Annotated in this window: 17 protein-coding genes; 6 read left to right on the top strand and 11 right to left on the bottom strand. The window is 52.1% G+C overall.

The window, feature by feature from the left end:
* Positions 1-42 precede the first annotated feature (42 nt).
* Positions 43-987 (bottom strand): sugar-binding transcriptional regulator, encoded by a 945-nt coding sequence (locus tag JUF13_RS06275; protein ID WP_203638528.1) that lies wholly within the window; start codon positions 985-987, stop codon positions 43-45.
* Between the two features lie 152 nt (positions 988-1,139).
* Here JUF13_RS06275 and deoC point away from each other — a divergent pair, with 152 nt between their 5' ends.
* Positions 1,140-1,793 carry a deoxyribose-phosphate aldolase gene (gene deoC / locus JUF13_RS06280; RefSeq protein ID WP_203638530.1) on the top strand — a complete coding sequence of 218 codons (654 nt, stop codon included), beginning with the start codon at positions 1,140-1,142 and terminating at the stop codon, positions 1,791-1,793.
* 754 nt (positions 1,794-2,547) lie between these two features.
* Here the strand turns inward: deoC and JUF13_RS06285 are convergent.
* A complete protein-coding gene (locus tag JUF13_RS06285) occupies positions 2,548-2,742 on the bottom strand; it encodes a hypothetical protein (protein WP_203638532.1) in 195 nt (64 codons plus the stop codon).
* A 602-nt stretch (positions 2,743-3,344) separates the two neighbouring features.
* On the opposite strand from JUF13_RS06285, the gene yaaA reads away from it, so the two are divergent.
* Entirely contained in the window at positions 3,345-4,091 is a 747-nt protein-coding gene (gene yaaA, locus JUF13_RS06290; RefSeq protein WP_203638534.1) for a peroxide stress protein YaaA, read from the top strand.
* Between the two features lie 55 nt (positions 4,092-4,146).
* On the opposite strand, the gene JUF13_RS06295 is transcribed toward yaaA, so the two are convergent.
* Both JUF13_RS06295 and JUF13_RS06300 read right to left on the bottom strand, forming a co-directional pair.
* Positions 4,147-4,305, bottom strand: coding sequence for a hypothetical protein (locus JUF13_RS06295; protein WP_203638536.1), 159 nt, complete (start codon positions 4,303-4,305; stop codon positions 4,147-4,149).
* A 109-nt stretch (positions 4,306-4,414) separates the two neighbouring features.
* The gene (locus JUF13_RS06300; protein ID WP_203638538.1) at positions 4,415-4,996 is read right to left on the bottom strand and encodes a TetR/AcrR family transcriptional regulator; all 582 of its coding nucleotides are present in this window, start codon (positions 4,994-4,996) and stop codon (positions 4,415-4,417) included.
* A gap of 158 nt (positions 4,997-5,154) precedes the next feature.
* Here JUF13_RS06300 and JUF13_RS06305 point away from each other — a divergent pair, with 158 nt between their 5' ends.
* Positions 5,155-7,920, top strand: coding sequence for a YhgE/Pip domain-containing protein (locus tag JUF13_RS06305; protein ID WP_203638540.1), 2,766 nt, complete (start codon positions 5,155-5,157; stop codon positions 7,918-7,920).
* A gap of 233 nt (positions 7,921-8,153) precedes the next feature.
* Positions 8,154-8,954: a M23 family metallopeptidase gene (locus JUF13_RS06310; RefSeq protein ID WP_203638542.1), complete on the top strand. Its 801-nt coding sequence runs from the start codon at positions 8,154-8,156 to the stop codon at positions 8,952-8,954.
* A gap of 86 nt (positions 8,955-9,040) precedes the next feature.
* Here the strand turns inward: JUF13_RS06310 and pyrE are convergent, their stop codons facing one another.
* Positions 9,041-9,676: an orotate phosphoribosyltransferase gene (gene pyrE, locus JUF13_RS06315; RefSeq protein ID WP_203638544.1), complete on the bottom strand. Its 636-nt coding sequence runs from the start codon at positions 9,674-9,676 to the stop codon at positions 9,041-9,043.
* Entirely contained in the window at positions 9,673-10,389 is a 717-nt protein-coding gene (pyrF, locus tag JUF13_RS06320) for an orotidine-5'-phosphate decarboxylase (RefSeq protein WP_203638546.1), read from the bottom strand. The genes pyrE and pyrF overlap by 4 nt, the downstream gene beginning before the upstream one ends.
* A gap of 400 nt (positions 10,390-10,789) precedes the next feature.
* Between pyrF and JUF13_RS06325 the strand changes: the two genes are divergently transcribed.
* Positions 10,790-12,022: an MFS transporter gene (locus tag JUF13_RS06325; protein ID WP_203638548.1), complete on the top strand. Its 1,233-nt coding sequence runs from the start codon at positions 10,790-10,792 to the stop codon at positions 12,020-12,022.
* A 79-nt stretch (positions 12,023-12,101) separates the two neighbouring features.
* Here the strand turns inward: JUF13_RS06325 and JUF13_RS06330 are convergent, their stop codons facing one another.
* Together JUF13_RS06330 and JUF13_RS06335 are read right to left on the bottom strand one after the other, a co-directional pair.
* A complete protein-coding gene (locus tag JUF13_RS06330) occupies positions 12,102-12,545 on the bottom strand; it encodes a type II toxin-antitoxin system HicB family antitoxin (protein ID WP_203638550.1) in 444 nt (147 codons plus the stop codon).
* 41 nt (positions 12,546-12,586) lie between these two features.
* Entirely contained in the window at positions 12,587-12,769 is a 183-nt protein-coding gene (locus JUF13_RS06335) for a type II toxin-antitoxin system HicA family toxin (RefSeq protein ID WP_203638552.1), read from the bottom strand.
* A gap of 244 nt (positions 12,770-13,013) precedes the next feature.
* Between JUF13_RS06335 and JUF13_RS06340 the strand changes: the two genes are divergently transcribed.
* Complete coding sequence (locus tag JUF13_RS06340) at positions 13,014-13,547, top strand: hypothetical protein (protein ID WP_203638554.1); 534 nt, start codon at positions 13,014-13,016, stop codon at positions 13,545-13,547.
* A gap of 131 nt (positions 13,548-13,678) precedes the next feature.
* Here JUF13_RS06340 and pepI read toward each other — a convergent pair whose 3' ends face one another.
* From pepI to JUF13_RS06355, 3 genes are all read right to left on the bottom strand, one after another.
* A complete protein-coding gene (gene pepI, locus JUF13_RS06345; protein WP_203638556.1) occupies positions 13,679-14,563 on the bottom strand; it encodes a proline iminopeptidase in 885 nt (294 codons plus the stop codon).
* 197 nt (positions 14,564-14,760) lie between these two features.
* Complete coding sequence (rsgA, locus tag JUF13_RS06350; RefSeq protein WP_236002678.1) at positions 14,761-15,834, bottom strand: ribosome small subunit-dependent GTPase A; 1,074 nt, start codon at positions 15,832-15,834, stop codon at positions 14,761-14,763.
* Positions 15,835-16,215: 381 nt separating this feature from the next.
* Positions 16,216-17,436 (bottom strand): RNA-guided endonuclease InsQ/TnpB family protein, encoded by a 1,221-nt coding sequence (locus tag JUF13_RS06355; protein ID WP_203638558.1) that lies wholly within the window; start codon positions 17,434-17,436, stop codon positions 16,216-16,218.
* Between the last annotated feature and the right edge of the window lie 89 nt (positions 17,437-17,525).

A 17,525-nucleotide genomic window follows, 5' to 3' on the forward strand; every position in this document is an offset into this window, starting at 1 on the left:
CTGAAATCCAAGTTGTGACCCCTTTTATTATCCAATTAATTGCTACAACACCAGCAAAGACTTCGCCACCGCCTGATCCACGATCAACACGTTGGCGTGACCCCCGACCAATGCGGCGTGAATCGACTGCAGTTTGGCCTGACCGCCCGCGACTAAAATGGCGTAGCGTTTCTTGGCCAACTGCTCCAGCGAGATGGCGACCGTCCGGGCATCCAGGTCCGGCGCCGCCAATGCCCCGTCGGCCGTGATGTAGTGGGAGAGCACGTCCCCCACGGATGCGGTGCGCAACTGCGTGATCTGGTCCGCGTCGAGATACCCCGACTGAAACAGCATCGCGGTTGGCCGCGTCGTGCCGACCGTATACAGCGCGATGTCCGCGGCATTTCCCTTGGCGACGACCTGACTGATAAATTGATCCTGCATCGCCAGCTGCTTGACCTGCGCGTCACCAAAGATAATTGGCAACGGTAGGAGGCTCGCCTGCGTGTGAAAGGCCCGATTAAATTTCTGCGTAATATCGGCTGAATAGTTGGTTTCGCTGGCGTTGGTCACGCTCCCCTTGAGCTGCACCAGCTGTACATCGCGGTTGTGGCTCGGGTGTAGGTGATTGGCCACGGCCTCCATGGTCCGCCCCCAGTTAATGCCAATGGTGACACCATCCGTCACGATACGGTCCAAATAATCCGCCGTGACGGCACCGAGTTGTTCCAAGATGCCCTGTTCATCGTAGTTGGCCTGCTCGGCAATCACCACATCCTTCAGGTGATACTTTTCCTGAAGTTGCTCGCGGATGACCGCGGTATTTTCAAACGGGTCCTGAATCTTAATGGTGACGATCTGATTCTCGCGGGCTAGCTGAAGGGACTTGGACACCGTTGGCCGCGACAGGTTCATCTTCTGGGCAATCTCCTGTTGGCTGAGATCATCCTGATAGTAGTACCGGCTGACCGCGATGAGCCGTTCGATTTGTTTCTTAGACAATGCCATGTGGGTGCCTCCTGATAGTTATTTTGACCGGACTAAATACGTGTCTCTATTTTACCACACTTTACATTTGTTAAAAATAGTATTTTACATTTGTAAGGAAACGTGTTAGATTAAGACTGTCAATTAGACAAACACGAAAAGAGGACATTCACATGGAAAATTTAAATCGTACCATCGACCACACCTTACTGGCACCCGAAGCCACGCAAACGGACATTGATCGCATCGTTCGCGAGGCCAAGGAAAACAACTTCCGCTCCGTCATGATCAATCCCTACTGGGTCGCTTACGCCCACAAGCAATTGGCCGACACCGACGTCAATACGGACACGGTGATTGGGTTTCCTTTGGGCGCGAACACCACGGCTATCAAGGTTGCCGAAGTCTTACAGGCTGTTCAAGATGGCGTCGACGAAATTGACGTGGTCATGAACATTGGTGAATTCAAGAGTGGCCATTTAGATGCCGTCACCGCGGACCTCAAGGCCGTTATCGACGCCGCTCACGCCCACAATAAACTGGCCAAAGTGATCATCGAAACGGCTCTGCTGAGCGACGAAGAGATCATGCAGGCGTCCGAACTGGTTGCTAACGCCGGGGCCGAATTTGTGAAGACCTCAACCGGCTTCTCGACCCGTGGCGCCAGTGTTAAGGACGTTGTCTTAATGAAGAAGGGCGTGGGCGACCGCATCAAGGTCAAGGCCTCCGGTGGTGTGCACTCTAAAGAAGAAGCCGAAGCCATGATTGACGCCGGCGCTTCTCGTCTGGGGACCAGCTCTGGCTTAAAGGTTATCGGTAAGGCTTAAGCTTGCAAATGTTCCACGTGAAACAGCGATAAATTTTCGCTTGACTCACCCGCAACCACGTGCGATACTACTCGTGGTGCCAAACCACGGTGGGGGTACGCGATCGGTGCGCAAGCATTCCGAAGGTCGCCGCACCTCACCACAAGCAGTCTCGAGTAGAACGCGAGACTGTTTTTTTGTGCGACAAATTATTCAGAGATTGCTAACCGTAAATTAGTTGATTTTGCAACTAATCCACCCATTTTATCGTCATTCAGTCAACAAAACTAGTTTCTCGAGTATTATTCATATGTAACAGCTTAGGTATTGGATGTTTCTTGAGCTACTGACAATCCCGTGTTTAATAACCAATGAGACAATTTAATTGTGCTGTACGATCAGGCGGTCACTTTGTGGATATTGAATTTTCAACAAAATTCCACGTTCGCCTTTGTGAATGCAAAGGCACTGACCCACGACAACAGCAGACCTGCGTCAACAGTCTCGAATAGTCTGGGGACGGCTTGGAATAAGCAGTAACGTAACAATCATCAAACGTTTTTAATGAAATAATCATAATAAATTTCAATTAAAACGAAATCAAGCTGAGCTAGTGAGCTAGTGCAAATATGTCATGGCCAATTGGCAACACAGTAAACTTGAATGTCGATACCTGAGCTTTTCCCGTTCGATTAATATCAATGTTGGTGACGAGAATAAAATCGTTTAAGAAAACTGATTATGTGCATAGAAAGTTAACCTTGGGTGTGTATTCCTATGCACCTTTTTGGGGAGATTTTGCTAAACTGCGTAATGTTCCAAAAACTCCAATTCCTAAGATTAACCAATTTGAAATAGTTGATTGTATGGCTTCACCTTTAAATACAGGCCAAATTATTAATATAACAAGTCCAAGATTTAGCCAAAACGCCCACGTTTTATAAAAGTTTTTATTAAAAGTCAATTTCATTTCTTCATCTTCTTCAAGTGTTAAATCTGTAATCTACAATTTGATTATAATGTTATTTGTAATAGCGTATGTTCAATTAGCAACTTAAAAGTTAAGCCAACATGAAATCTGAAAACATTTAACTCAATTAACGCTAACGAAAAGTGAGCAAATGTGGACTGTTTTTTTTGAAATTAAATCTAAAATCAAGGCGCAAGCGCCTAGGGTCAGACATGTTCCATGAAAGGATAATGTTTGCACTTACTAAGGCAACACGTCCCAATCAACGGGCTATAAAACAGTTAAATTCATGACTCAAATTGACCGACAACGCGGCAATCAAGACCACGTGTGATAACCAAAATAACGACAACATCGCCCTATTCTCAGCGATTTTTCTAAGCTATTACAAACACGGATGCCGATACCCTACTCGCCCGTTACAACGAACAGGATGAACGCTTCTACACCGACCACTTCACCAGCAATGAAAAATTAGTCCAAGACTTTATCGCTCACGCAAAGCGTAATGCTGAATATGATGTCAGATAGGTGATTCACTGCAGTATACTTACTATCAGTAATCAATCACTGGCTAATCCCGTTTTGAAAGAAGGTTCCCCATGAAAATCATCATCGCTCCCGCCAAGAAGATGGTCGTCGATCCCGATACCTTTGGAATTGACGCACTCCCCCAGTACCTGACGCAAACGCAAGAGATTTTGGAACAGCTCCGGCAACTCGACTACCCCGCGGCCAAGGCCCTGTGGCACTGTAGCGATAAGCTGGCCCGTCCCAACTTTCAGTGGCTTCAGGAACTCGACCTAAAACGCCAGTTGACGCCCGCTCTCTTGGCCTTCTCTGGGATTCAATACCAATACATGGCCCCCGACCTTTTCACCGCACCGGCATTGGCCTACGTCCGCGACAACCTGCGCATTCTCTCTGGATTCTACGGCATTCTGCGCCCATTTGATGGCGTCGTGCCCTACCGGTTGGAAATGCAATCGAAGCTGCAGGTCGCGGGCACCCATAACCTGTACGATTTCTGGGGCGACCGCCTGTACCGCGCGCTGGTCACCGGCCCGGGGCCCATCATCAACCTGGCCTCGCAGGAATACGCCAAGACCATCACACCCTACCTGCAGCACCCCGAGCAGCTGATCACCGTGGTCTTTGGGAGCTTGGTCAACGGCAAATTAGTGACCAAGGCCACGCTCGCTAAGATGGCCCGCGGCGAAATGGTCCGGTACCTGGCGGAACACAATGCCCAGACCGCGGCCGACGTCACCGCCTTTGACCATCCCGACTGGGCCTTTGCGCCAGACCGGTCGACCGCAACATCCTTAGTTTTCATCTATCAAAAGTAAAAAAGAGGCCGTGGACAATTTGCCCACGGCCTCTTTCATTTGCCAAAATATTGGTTCAACGACTCCCTACTAAGTACCCCTTAACGCTTTCACTGATGATCTGGGCCACCTGTTCCCGGGCCAGATAAATCCCGACGATACCTAAGATGACAACGCCAACAGCTAATCCGAAGTGCCAAGCCTTTGCGTGGACCGTCATAAACTTGGAAGTCATGCGCTCATCCCCCTATTCGTGATTGCTGACAGTATACTGCGGCAATCACCGACTGGCTGTCAATAAAACCGCGATAGTAAAGTGGCTTCCCCAAACCTGACCATTCCGCCTACTTGCCGCCGGTCAACGCCAAGAACCCTTGCATCCCCTGCAGATTCAGCGTCACCATTCGCTGGCGGAACTCCGCCTTCGAGATACCCAATTGCTTGGTGATGTATAGCCGAAAGAGGGTCAGTGTGCTATCAATCAAGAAATTCACGCCTAACTTGGCATCGGTCGCACTCAGCTGATAATCCTGTTGGAAATCAGCCGCCAAGCCCGCCGCGACCCGGTGCTTGACCCGCCGTGATAGGAAACTGTAGTCGTCCGACGTCAAAATAAACGTATAAAATGTCGGCGCCTCATCAAAGTACGCACTCAGTCGATCGAACCAAACGCCTGGGTGTTGGAAGGGATCATGGTTGGCGGGCTCCCGCAAGAGAAGTCCCAACAATTGGTCGGCAATTTCCGCGGTAAAACTATCCGCTAAATCATCAATCGAGTCAAAATGTAGGTAAAAAGTTTTGCGGTTAATATTGGCCTCCGCCGTCAGCTGTTGGACCGTAATTTCACGAAACCGATACTGCTGCGCCAGCTTTCTGAACGCCGCTCGCAGCGCTTGGTTAGTTCTCACAACTCGCCTATCCGTCATCGAATCCCTCCCGTTAGACCCCAGTTGTGGCGAAAGTGCGGCTTAATCCACAAAGTGGTCCCATCTGTTGTGGACGACTCCCGGCCGACTCGGTATCCTTTAGCCACATGTGAGGCATATCCTTGCCCACAGGATACCACAGATTGGGGGCGTCGCCGATGATTCACGCAGAATGGCGATATTTATTTAAGCACAAATTACTATTGGTGGTGTTGGTGGTCATCATGTTGATTCCGTCCATCTACGCCGTCACTTTTTTGAAATCGATGTGGGACCCGTACGGCAAACTCGCCGACCTCCCCGTGGCCGTGGTCAATCAGGACCAACCGGTCACCTATCAGGGGAAACGCTTGACGGCCGGCCACGACCTAACTCAGAATCTGAAGACCTCCGACGCCATGAGATTTACGCCAGTGGCTAACGAAGCCACCGCGCAACACGGTCTGACCACCGGGAAGTACTACATGATTGTGACGATTCCCCACAACTTTTCCCACAACGCGACCACCTTAATGGCTAAAACGCCTCAGCAAATGGTGCTCCACTACCAGACCAGTGCCGGCCACAATTTTACGGCTTCCAAGATGACGGCCTCAGCAGCCCAGTCCGCCGCACAGACCGTGGGCAACCAGGTCACGCGAACGTATGCCCGCACACTATTTACCGACATCCAACGTCTGGGTCACGGCCTGACCACCGCTGGCACGGGGAGCCACCAGCTCGCGACGGGGAGTCAAAAGTTGACCGCCGCCGACCGCCAGATTGCCCAGGGACTGAACACCCTCGCCGCCAGTTCCGTCAAACTAACCAACGGCGAGCACACCCTGACCAGCAAGCTTAGTCAATACGTCACGGGCGTCAAGCAGGCCCAAACCGGTAGCCAACAACTGACGACCGGCCTTGACCAACTGCTAAGCCGGTCCCATCGCCTGATTACCGCCAGCCAGCAGCTTGCCAGTGGCGGTCAGCAACTCAGTAGCGGCGTAACCGCCTACACGGCGGGCGCGAACCACATCAATACTGCGGCAGAACAGCTTGCCAGCGGTAGTCACCGCGTTCAGGCCGGCACCAGACGATACATGAACGGCGTCACGACCGTCAATGCCGGCGCCCAAAACCTTAGCCGCCACCTAACCACGTTGAACGGCAGCACCCAGCAACTCAGCAGCAGCGTCGACCAACTGGCGAGCGGTAGCCAGGCTCTGGGCACGAATTTTGCCAAACTGACCACGGGAAGTGCCGCGCTGACCAGTGGCCTCAAGCAGATTCAAGCCGGCCTCAGTAGCTCGCAAAGCCAGCAGACCGCGTTAAAAACCGCCGCTAGCAAATTAGCCACCAGTGCTCAGAGCACCACCGCCGTTAAAGCCGATGCGACCGCCCTCCAGACGGCACTCACCACCCTTGCCAGCGCCGATGACCACACGGCTCTGCAACGCAAGGTGGCCGCGGCGGCCGACGCGCAGAATTTAAGCGCCACCCAGAAGGCTGCCATGGTCAAAGCCGTCAGCGACACCGGCGACAACACCGCGGTCACCGCCGTCCAAACCGCCGCCAAACAACTCGGCAATGATCTCGACAGTCTCGGGTCCCAAGCCAGCACCCTCAGTGACCTGCAAAGTGGCTTAACCGCGGCGGCCAGCGCACAATCTAAGCTCAGCAATGGCCTCACCACTTTGACGACCAATGCCCAAACGCTGACTAGCGGTCTCCAACAGGCAAATCAAGCCCTGACGACGCTCAATACGGGCTTGCAAGCGCTACAGGCTAGCACACCGACGCTGACCAGTAGTGTCGATCAGCTGGCCACCGGGGCCACGCAACTCGCTAGTGGGACAGCGCAGCTCACGACTCAGGGCAGCCAACTGACTACCGGCACTCACCAGCTCGCCACCGGGAGCACCCACCTAGCGACCGGGACCCACCAGCTAACCGCCAAGAACGCTAGCCTGACCACGGGGGCCACCACCCTCGCCAATGGTCTTGCCAACCTGAACGGCCAGACACCACAACTGACCCAGGGCGTCACCCAACTTGCCGACGGGGCCACGACCCTGACAACCGGGCTCACCACCCTGGCGACCAGTGGTCCGCAACTGACCACCGCGCTACAAACCGCCACCACGGGCACGACGCAGGTCACGACCGGTGCTGGCAAATTGGCCACCGGGGCTACTCAGGCAACCAGCGGCGCAGCGACGGTTCAGGCCGGCACCACCAAGCTGGCGACCTCGCTGAATCAGGCTGGTCAGCGGGCTGCGGTACACCCGTCTCAGTTAACCTACCGTCAATTTGCCCAGCCAACCACGACCACGCACACCGATCACGATGATGCGCCGGACAACGGCACGGGCATGGCCCCTTACATGATGTCTGTTTCCCTCTTCGTAGGCGCGCTGGCGTTTAACTTGATGTTTGATATGTACACGCCCCGGAAATACCCGCGGAGTGGCTGGCGTTGGTGGCTGGGGAAGGCCTCCATCATGAGTGCCTTTGTGCTCGGCGAAGCGCTCTTCATGACCGGCCTGCTCGCAATCATTGACGGCCTGAATCCGATTCATCCGTGGGCAACCCTGCTGATGCTCTTGATCACCGGGGCGGCCTTCATGAGTATCGTCTACTGGCTAAATCTGACCCTCGGCAAGCCCGGTGCCTTCTTCAGCATGGTGCTCCTGGTGCTGCAGCTCGGTGGGTCGGCCGGCACCTACCCGCTCCAGATGACCAACGGCTTCTTCCAGGCCATTCACCCGTACCTGCCGATGAGCTACTCGGTCGCGGGCCTACGAGAAACGCTGATGATTGGCAACTCGGCGCTTCCCAATATGTTGGTCTTACTCGTCATTGCCTTAGCCTTTTCGGCGATGGGCATTCTGTTCTATGCACGGCGACACGGACGACTCAACGAAATGGATATTTCTGAAATTTAGCAAAAAGGATCAATCGGAGTCAATTTCTCCGGTTGATCCTTTTATTTTGACTATTTTCAACCCCACACTAACTATTCACACGTTCTAAAGAAGCCCAATTAGCCAGACTTTGACCGCCTAATTTCAGATTTTATGTCCCCGCGACAATCAAAATCTTCACAATTTGTTAATGCATAAACCGCAAAACACTGGTACAATCTTTCTATTACGGAAAAAAGGTGGTCCCCAAAACAATGTCGTCTCTGAATCAAAAATATAATCATTTACGTTCATTAAAAAATCGCTATCAACGTCAATTACTCGTGGGGGCCATTCCGCTCCTGCTACTGTTAGGCGTCCTCTTGACCCTGCCCCTCTTCGCTGACCGCACGGCGGAAGCGGAAACCCTAACGATTGCTAATACGCCAACTGAGCGGGCAACCAGTCAACCGAAGCGGGTCGCTTATTTCCCAGCAAAGGCGACTGCGGCTGGTGAAAAGCCAACCCATAAGTTAGCCCTCACGACCGCAACCACAGCGGCAGCCAGCACAACGCCTAAGACAGCGGAAACCACCCAACCAGCCAAGCAAACGGCTGAGTGGGGCTGGCCTTACACGGGTGGTCAACACGTCACCTCAACCTTCGGCGACCGTGACCTGGCGGACTCCCCCTGGCATGACGGCGTGGACTTCAACGCAGGGGTTGGCAGTAAAATTCGTGCCGTCCACGCTGGTGAAGTGATTTTCGTGGGTAACCCCACGAAGCGCGGCGTGACCGACGCCTATCCTTTAGGACTGGGCAAGGACGTCGTGGTCACCGAGTCCGCAAACGGGGATCAGGTTATCTACCAAGAATTTGCGATGGATCACCCGACCCATACCGTGCACGTCGGCGATACGGTCAAGGTCGGTCAGGTCATTGCGACTCAGGCGACCGGTCATCTACACCTGGGCGTCACCAACCACAAGAGCTGGGTCAGTGCCCAAAATGACTGGCAGAATCCCCACGCACATTCGTGGAAAAACCCCTTAAAACTGATTAAAGCAGCGGCCTAATTGGCCTAAAAAAGCAGTGATTTACCCGAGTTGTTGGGAAATCACTGCTTTTCGTTTAGACTTTTTTCGCTGTTTCACATGAAACATTAGTCACCGGGCCAGCCCCACGGATCTTCGCGCCACTGTTGAAGTGAGGCAAACTCGGCTGGGGTCATATCACCCTCGGACCGGGCCACGTCAATCAACGCACTGTACGTGGTCAGGGGCGTCAGGGTCAAGCCCGCCGCCTGAAAATTCACGACACTGTCGGGTAACTCATAGGAAAAGATTGCCATAACCCCCAGGACTGTGGCGCCTGCGGCTTGAACCGACTTGGCTGCGGCCAACACACTGCCCCCAGTCGAGATTAAATCGTCGATCAAGACGACTTGGTCGGTTGGTGTTAGCTGCCCTTCGATTTGTTTGCCCCGCCCATGATCCTTGGGTTTTGACCGCACATAATTCATTGGTAAGGCCAGTCGGTCGGCCACCAGGGCCGCATGCGGGATTCCCGCCGTCGCCACGCCACCAATGACGGTCGCCGTCGGGTATTTTTCCTGAATCAACGCTGCCAGCCCATCCGCGATGGCTGCACGGACTTCCGGGTAGGCAATCGTCTGCCGGTTATCCGTGTAAATGGGGGCCTGCATCCCACTCGCCCATAGGAATGGGTCGTTGGGTGCTAGCGTCACCGCACCGATGTGCAAGAGGTCCGCTGCAATTTTATCTGTTAAAGTCATCATTTTCCTCGCTCCCATTCCGTCAAGACTTGGTGATACGCCGCGACCGGGTCCGCTGCCTGGGTAATGGACCGGCCCACGACCAGGCCATTACTGCCCAGTGCGGCCGCTCTAGCTGGCGTGACGACCCGCTTTTGATCATCGGCTGCGTCGGTGGCTAACCGGATACCCGGGTTGATGCAGAGAAAGTCCGAACTCGTGGCCGCATGAATCGCCGGGTCTTCCAGTGCCGAAGAAATCACGCCATCCGCCCCGTTTGCTTGGGCGAGTTGGGCCAGGTGTGCGACGGTTGTTGGCAGGTCGGCGGTCACCAGCTGTTCGGTCTGCATTTGGGCTTCGGTGGTCGAGGTCAGTTGGGTGATGGCTAATAACTTGGCCGGGGCCACGCCAGCAGCCTGACTCCCTTGGTCCAACCCCCGACGCGCTGCCGCTAACATTGCCGCCCCGCCGGCCGCATGGACCGTGACCATCGCCACACCCTGTCGACCCAGTTGACGCATGGCTTGCTCAACGGTATGGGGAATATCGTAGAGTTTCAAATCAAGAAAAATCTGGCGGCCCCGTTCACGTAATGTTCGTAAAATGCTAGGACCCGCTTCATAGAACAATTCCATCCCCACCTTGACCATCACCGGTTCCGATTCTGGAAATTGATCTAAGAAGTCGGTCACTACCTGCTGATTTTCAAAATCTAGTGCCACAATGACTGGTCGCATGTCTTGTTCCTTTCTCCAGAAAAAAATCCGGCTAGCCCCGTGTTGGACTAGCCGGATTTAGGCCCACTGCCAGCGTTTCTGGGGGGCATACCGTTCGTCGTTTTAGTCTCACAGGGCTAAGTTAACTGTTGTTTGTAATGAGTTTAGCTGATAAATCACCGACCGTCAACCGCGAATTTTAGGTTAGACGGTTTACCTAAGAAAATAAATTTCCGCTTAACCATGTCCAAAATAATTTTTCTTCCTAATTATTTAGCAATCGGTAAACCCGTATAATTAATTTAATATCCGGATTAACGGTTGCTTTTTCCTGACGAGCATGCCATAATATTGCCAACGCCCGGGTAACCGGCAAAAATAACGAATGTCAGTGAACATTCATTTTGGAGGAACTGAATATATGGAAACCACGACGCAGAACCACGCGCTCAGTAAGCACCAGAAGTGGACGATTGCCTCAACCTCAGCAGGATTCGCCTTGGAAAATATGGACGTTATGTTTTTATCCTTTGCCCTATCCTCAATCATCGCTGACCTACACATTAGCGGTGCGCAAGCCGGGTTGATCTCATCAATTACCAACCTGGGTATGCTGGCGGGTGGCGTTTTATTCGGCATTTTGGCCGACCGCTACGGCCGGGTCCGCATCTTCTCCCACACCATCTTTATCTTTGCCTTCGCAACGGCTGCCATGGCCTTTGCTAGCAACATCACCTGGATCTACATCTTCCGGTTTCTGGCCGGTGTTGGGGCCGGTGGGGAGTATGGTGTCGGCATCACGCTGATTGCTGAGAGCTTCTCTCGTGACAAGATTGGGAAGATGACCTCGGTTGCCGCCATTGGCGGACAGATGGGCGCCATTCTCGCCGCGGTTGCCGCCGCCATGATTATTCCAACGTTGGGTTGGAAGGCCCTGTTCGTCCTCGGCCTGGTTCCCGTCGCTTTGACCTACTTCATCCGGCGTCACCTGCGGGAAAGTGATGAATTTTTGGCCGAACAACGCGCACCCAAGTCCGAACGCAAACCGGTTCAGATTCGCGCCCTGTTCAAGACGCCACAGCTGGCCTACCAAACGCTAGCGTTGATGGTCATGGTTATCGTACAGATTGCCGGCTACTTTGGTCTGATGAACTGGCTGCCGGCCATCATGCAACAAAAGCTGGGCTTAACGGTCTCCGGCTCTTCCGTCTGGATGATTGCCACTATCCTCGGCATGAGCGTTGGGATGATGACGTTCGGGTCCATTCTCGACTACTTCGGTCCCCGGCGGGCATTTGGCATCTTCCTGATTGCCTCCGCCATCGCCGTCTTCAGCATTACTCTGGCCTTTAACCAACTGACCCTGATCCTGGCGGGGGCCATCATCGGGTTCTTCTCCAACGGGATGTTTGGAGGGTACGGCGCGGTCATTAGCCGACTCTACCCCACGGAAATTCGCTCGACGGCCAACAACGTCATCGTTAACGTCGGCCGGGCAGTCGGGGGCTTCTCCTCAGTCGTAATCGGCTTTCTGATGGATCACTACACGCTGACCGTCGTCATGGGCTTCCTGTCCGTGCTCTACATCATCAGTTTCACGGTCATGCTAACGATTCCAAGCCTACGGAAAATGGGTAAGGTCAACGAAGGCTAACCGGAAAATTTAACGCAATAACTAAATAAACCAGCAACGCCGAATACTGGCCGTTGCTGGTTTTTTATTTGCTTAATTTTCATTGCGCATCCTTCGGCAATTTTTGAGCGGCAATCGCATCAGTTAACGTTTGTGAAAAATTCAGTTTTAACTCATTCCCCAATTGGTTCGCCCATTTCGGAATCGTCAGCGTCTTCTTCACACTAACATTACCATCCAAATAACCATCTAAATTTACCAGAACCATCGACACAAATGAAGCACTCGCATCATAGTGTAATTCATCTGGGAACGGATTATCCTGTGCCAAAGATAATGTCGAGATTGCCGAGGGCTTAGGAAGCTCACGATTATTTTCAATCTCATCCGCAATTGTCAATCCTAACCAATCTGCCGCCATTGCCATTGCATCAGCAACGCTTTTACCCTGGGTCGCTGAATTTTCAAAATCTGGAAATGTCACAAAAAATGGCTCTTTTTCAGTCTGATCATAATAAAATAATGCCGGGTAACTCACTAACATGGGCGCACCCTCCTTTATATTTTTAAACAAAAAGAACCCGTCTATTTAAGCCCGGCTTCTTTTTTGATACCACGCTCAGTGTACTTATTAAGCTCACCGTGTGGAATCATTATTGGTCGCTTGCCGGGCTTGGACATCTTGATGTGTGAACCCTTACCACCAGATGTTTTAATCCAACCATGGACCTTCAGGAACTTAACCATTTCTTTTTGCGTCATCGGCATGTGCACGATACCTCCTGACAAGAATAACTTTACACGTGTTACACGTATTTGTCAACGATAGACATCGCTGCTACGCACATTGATACTTTTCGTGTCAAACAATTAATCCAATTAGTTTTTTTTGCTATCAGCTTTTCTGTTGCAGAACACCTTACTATCCACCCTAGAAACGGCTACCCCACACCGCTACAGTTAAACTGTCAGACATTTCGCATTACCTACATATTTAGGAGGCAGTTTATCCATGAAAAAACTTGCACCCATCGCTTTAACGCTGGCCACCGCACTCGGGCTACTGGTAGTTGGTCAACCGGCACCAGCTCAGGCCAAAACTATTAACCTCTATGGTGTCTTTACGCCAAAGATGAAGCTCATGCACCAAGTTCCCAAGTCCGTTCGTGGCACCTGGTACGCTTACAACAAGAAGCTCAAGAAGAACGTTAAACTAACTTTTACCAAAACAGCCGTAATTGAAACTACCAAAAATCATAAACGGCAGACCATCAAGTTAGCCAAGAAATCGTTCCAATCTGGCCGCGTCGACTTTAGAACTGTCACGCACGGCTGGTATCGTTACCAATATTATCTTCCTAGCGCCGAAGATTTCAAATCAGGTATACTCCGGCCAGCAACGTATAAACACAAGCAGGCTTTGCTCTGGTACCCTGATGTTCTCGGCAAGCACAGTTTGGTTGTCTACACCCACGCCAAGCAGAAACACGCTATTTACCGTTCAGCCAAACCATTTACAATCGTTAACTTCAACCCTGGCAAATAAGCCACTCAAAAATGCGTTGTCCACTTAATACGGCGGACAACGCATTTTTTATGACTCGTTTCACTCTTTTCGGTATCAACTTGACCTGAATGATACCGAAAGTTCTCGATTGCTTAGCTAACCTCATTCACCTAATCATGAGCCGCCAACCACCGCGTCAACCGTTCAAAATAAGCAGTCGGTTCATCAATGAAGGCCATGTGCCGGCTGTGGGCAAACAGCGACCACTCTGCATGCGGCAGGTGATCGACCATTGTCTTGGCAACTAGTGGTGTACTCAAATCGTTGGTCCCACTAGTCACCAATGTTGGCGTGGTAATTTCCGCCAGCTTGGTCGTGTAATCATAAGCCCGCAGCGTCCCAGTTGGACAGTACTCGTTCGGTCCCCAAGCCACGTTGTAGGCCGCGGTACCGGAACACTTAGGCCGCCGCAAGAATTCAGGTGAATCGGCTGTGACGGGGCCAGCTGCATGGGCCAGCATGTACCGGTCATTCGCTGCCAAATAGGCTGGCTGCGTATAGTCGCCACTGGCCTCAGCTTGGGCAATTGCCGCCTGGTCCGCTGAAGTCATGAAGCGAATCATCCGGTGCTGTTCCTGTTGCCAGAGCTTGGCCGAAGAAAGTGTACTGGCTAGAATCAAGCTTTGAATCCCCACTGGCTGGTGGTCGCACAGGTAAATAATGGCCAGCATGCCACCCCAGGATTGGCCGAGCAAGTGGACGCGTTTCAGATCCAAGTAGTCCCGCAATGCCTGCAATTCTGCCACCCAAGTTGACGCCTGCCACAGGCTGTCGTCTGCCGGCATAGAAGACTGCCCACAACCCAACTGGTCATACATCACAATTGGTCGCCCGGTCTTTGCCGCCAGCTGATCAAACGCTTCAAAATAATTGTGCGTCGACCCCGGTCCGCCGTGCAACAGTAACAAGGGCGTTGGCCCAGCCTGTAAGTCGCCGACCACGCGGTAATAGGTTTGGTACTCGCCAAACGGCATAAATCCTTCTTGAATGTCCATCTTCGTTCGTCAATCCCTTCTGGGCCACCATTCATTCGGCGGCAAATCCTACGTATCTCGGTAACTTAGCCTAGCTTACCACAACCCTGACCACCCTGTCGCAATGCGTCTAACCTAAAAACGCCCCCGCTTTCAGCATGGCTTCTCGCTGAAAATGGGGGCGTTCATCTATTCATTTAGATGTTTCACATGAAACATTACCGCCGGCGAATCTGTTGCATGTGGTCTCTGGTTTGTTTCATTTCCTTTTTGCCACCGAAGAACCGCTGAATCTTAGCATTTTCCCGTTCTCTGGCGCTCATGTCACTGTAGCTCATTTCCAGCTGGAGCTTGCGGTAACTGGCTAAACGTTCGGCGTCCAGGTCACCCGCCGCAATGGCCGCCTGCACCGCGCATCCCGGTTCCGTTTGGTGGGTACAGTTGCGAAACTTACACTGGTCTGCCAGCGCGGTGATGTCCGCAAAGGCCTTGGTCAGGTCCCCACCCTGGACTTGAAGCTCCCGCATCCCCGGGGTGTCAATGACCACGCCGCAACTAGGCAGCCGCAACAACTCCCGCGCCGTGGTTGTGTGCCGGCCCTTGTCATCGTCCGTCCGAATTTCTCGAGTAACCAACGTCTCGTGGCCCAGCAGCCTGTTGATCAGCGTGGACTTCCCAACGCCAGACGACCCGATAAATGACACGGTCCGATTGTCCGTCAGGTAGGCCTGCAAAGCCGCAACACCATCGCCCGTGGTGGCGGAACACGTGACCACGTCCACGCCCAGCGTCACGTCGGCCAACGCTGCCAATTTTTCAGCCACATCGGCACACAGGTCGGCCTTGGTCAGGACAACGACCGGCACGGCCCCGCTATCCCAGGCCATCGTCAGGTAGCGTTCCAGGCGGTGCCCGTTAAAGTTGGCATTCAACGACATGCAGATGAAGATGGTGTCGACGTTGGCCGCAATCAGCTGACCCGCACCGGTTTTGCCAACAGCGGCCCGTTCCAGAACACTCTGGCGGGGCAGAACCTGCTGAATCACGGCCAATTGGTCGTCTGGGGCTACGGTCGCCAGCACCCAGTCCCCCACCGTTGGCAGATCCGCGGCGACCTTCGCTGTGTGTCGGAACTTTCCGGCTAGTTCGGCAGCGACTGGTCCGCTCACACTGATAACTTGGTAGGCTTCTCTATGCTGCTCGGTCACCCGGGCCAGGGTCAATGCTGGTTCCATCGCGGCCAGTTGCGCAACCCGTTCAGTTAAGCCGTACGCTTGTAAATCAATTTTCAACTCGTTCAAATCCTTTCGTTCGTGACGGTACCCGAAAGGCTGACGACAAAAAAGGCGCAGTCGTGACTGCACCCCAAAAGCTTTATGAGGGCACAGATGTCTATTTCGTCGTTCAAGCATTTGCGGGCACACTAAAGTCAGCGGTGTTGAACCACTTTCTTAGCAACCTGCGTAACGCCTATTGAACGACTGACATCTGGCAATTCCTCCGATATATTAGTTGTTGGTAGATTACCACGGAGTCAATTGCCCCTGAATAAATTCAGAGGCTTGTCGCTCACGTGTCCGGCGACACAGTAGTCAAGCATGCCAGCTAGGCACTCCTACTCGTAGTGGCAACATCGTCGGGTAATTGACAGCTACCCGTTTAACTATCAGGATCTACCCAATAGCTGTTATTTTTTTGATTTTTGGTCGTTTGACACCACTCAACCATTTTTGACCAAGCATTTCGATATTCATGGCGCCTAATCGGTCATCATTACACCGATACTGGCATTGGACACACCAATACTCATGCGTTTCGTGATGACGATTAGTCTTCTCAACTAGGCCACACTTGGGACATCTTTGCGAGGTGAATGCTGGATTCACTTTTACAACGATGCTCTGAATGGCCTGAGCCTTGTATGTTAAAAAAGACTCTAGCTGGAAAAAGGACCAAGAGCGATGGCTATTCCGAAGGGACTTAGGTAAGTCATCGGTGTTGAATGTTACGTTGGTTAAGTCCTCTAGGACAAAAAGTGTATGCGAACCGTATCGTGCAACGAGTGTCTTAGCTAGCTGATGATTCACATCAGTCATCCAGCGGTTCTCTCGTTGCGCTAGTCGCTTCAGCTTTTTCTTGGCAGACTTGGTAGCTTTACTTTGTAGTTGTCGACGGACTTCTAAGAACTTCTTTCGCTTGCGTAAAACTTTCTGGCCGTCAAAGAACAATGTCTTGCCCAAGTGATCATAGATTGTTGCCAGAAAGCGTAAACCACGATCGATCCCGACAATCTTCGGACAGCCCTGTTTGTCAAAGTCATCAACTTCCTTGGTGATACCAATATGGAGAAACCACTTACCACGACTGTGGACTAATTTAACGGTACCGAGTTTCCAGTCTCCGTGAAAATAGTCTTCGAAGCCTTTGTCGGTAAAGCACAACTTCGTCCGCTTACCTAGGGTAGTGATTGAGATTCGTTTCATCTCATCTACAAAGGAATAGTTTCTTTGGCGAACTAAATCTGCCTGTGGTCGGCAAAAATGGATGGGTTTTTCCAACCAATTCAAGTCCCTGGGAACTTGAATCCACTTGTTGTCTTCGTTCTTATAACGGCGAGGATGTTGCTTCATTTGCTCCTGAACAGTTTTGTAACGCGCTGCGACCGTTCGAAAGACAGACTGAATCATTTGGCTGTTCAATGGTGATTCTTGTCTGAAAACTTGGTACAGCTGGTGATTGATTTTTAACCAACTTAACGGAAACTCGTGGTCAAAGATCCATTGACTGACGATATTAGCCAATCGCTGGTACTCTCGGCTCATTGCTAAGAAATCTGCTGACTGTTCGGCGTCTGGATAGAGTCGTAATTTAACCGTTCGACCTAGTTTAACCAATAGCTACCTCCCCTGAAGATTGGTCTAAGTATACCATGCTTAGCCATCCAATAGGGGAACGTGTGTTTTAGAAAGTATTAAGTTCTAGC

It is taken from the genome of Levilactobacillus wangkuiensis (genome assembly GCF_016861605.1).
GTDB lineage: Bacteria > Bacillota > Bacilli > Lactobacillales > Lactobacillaceae > Levilactobacillus > Levilactobacillus wangkuiensis.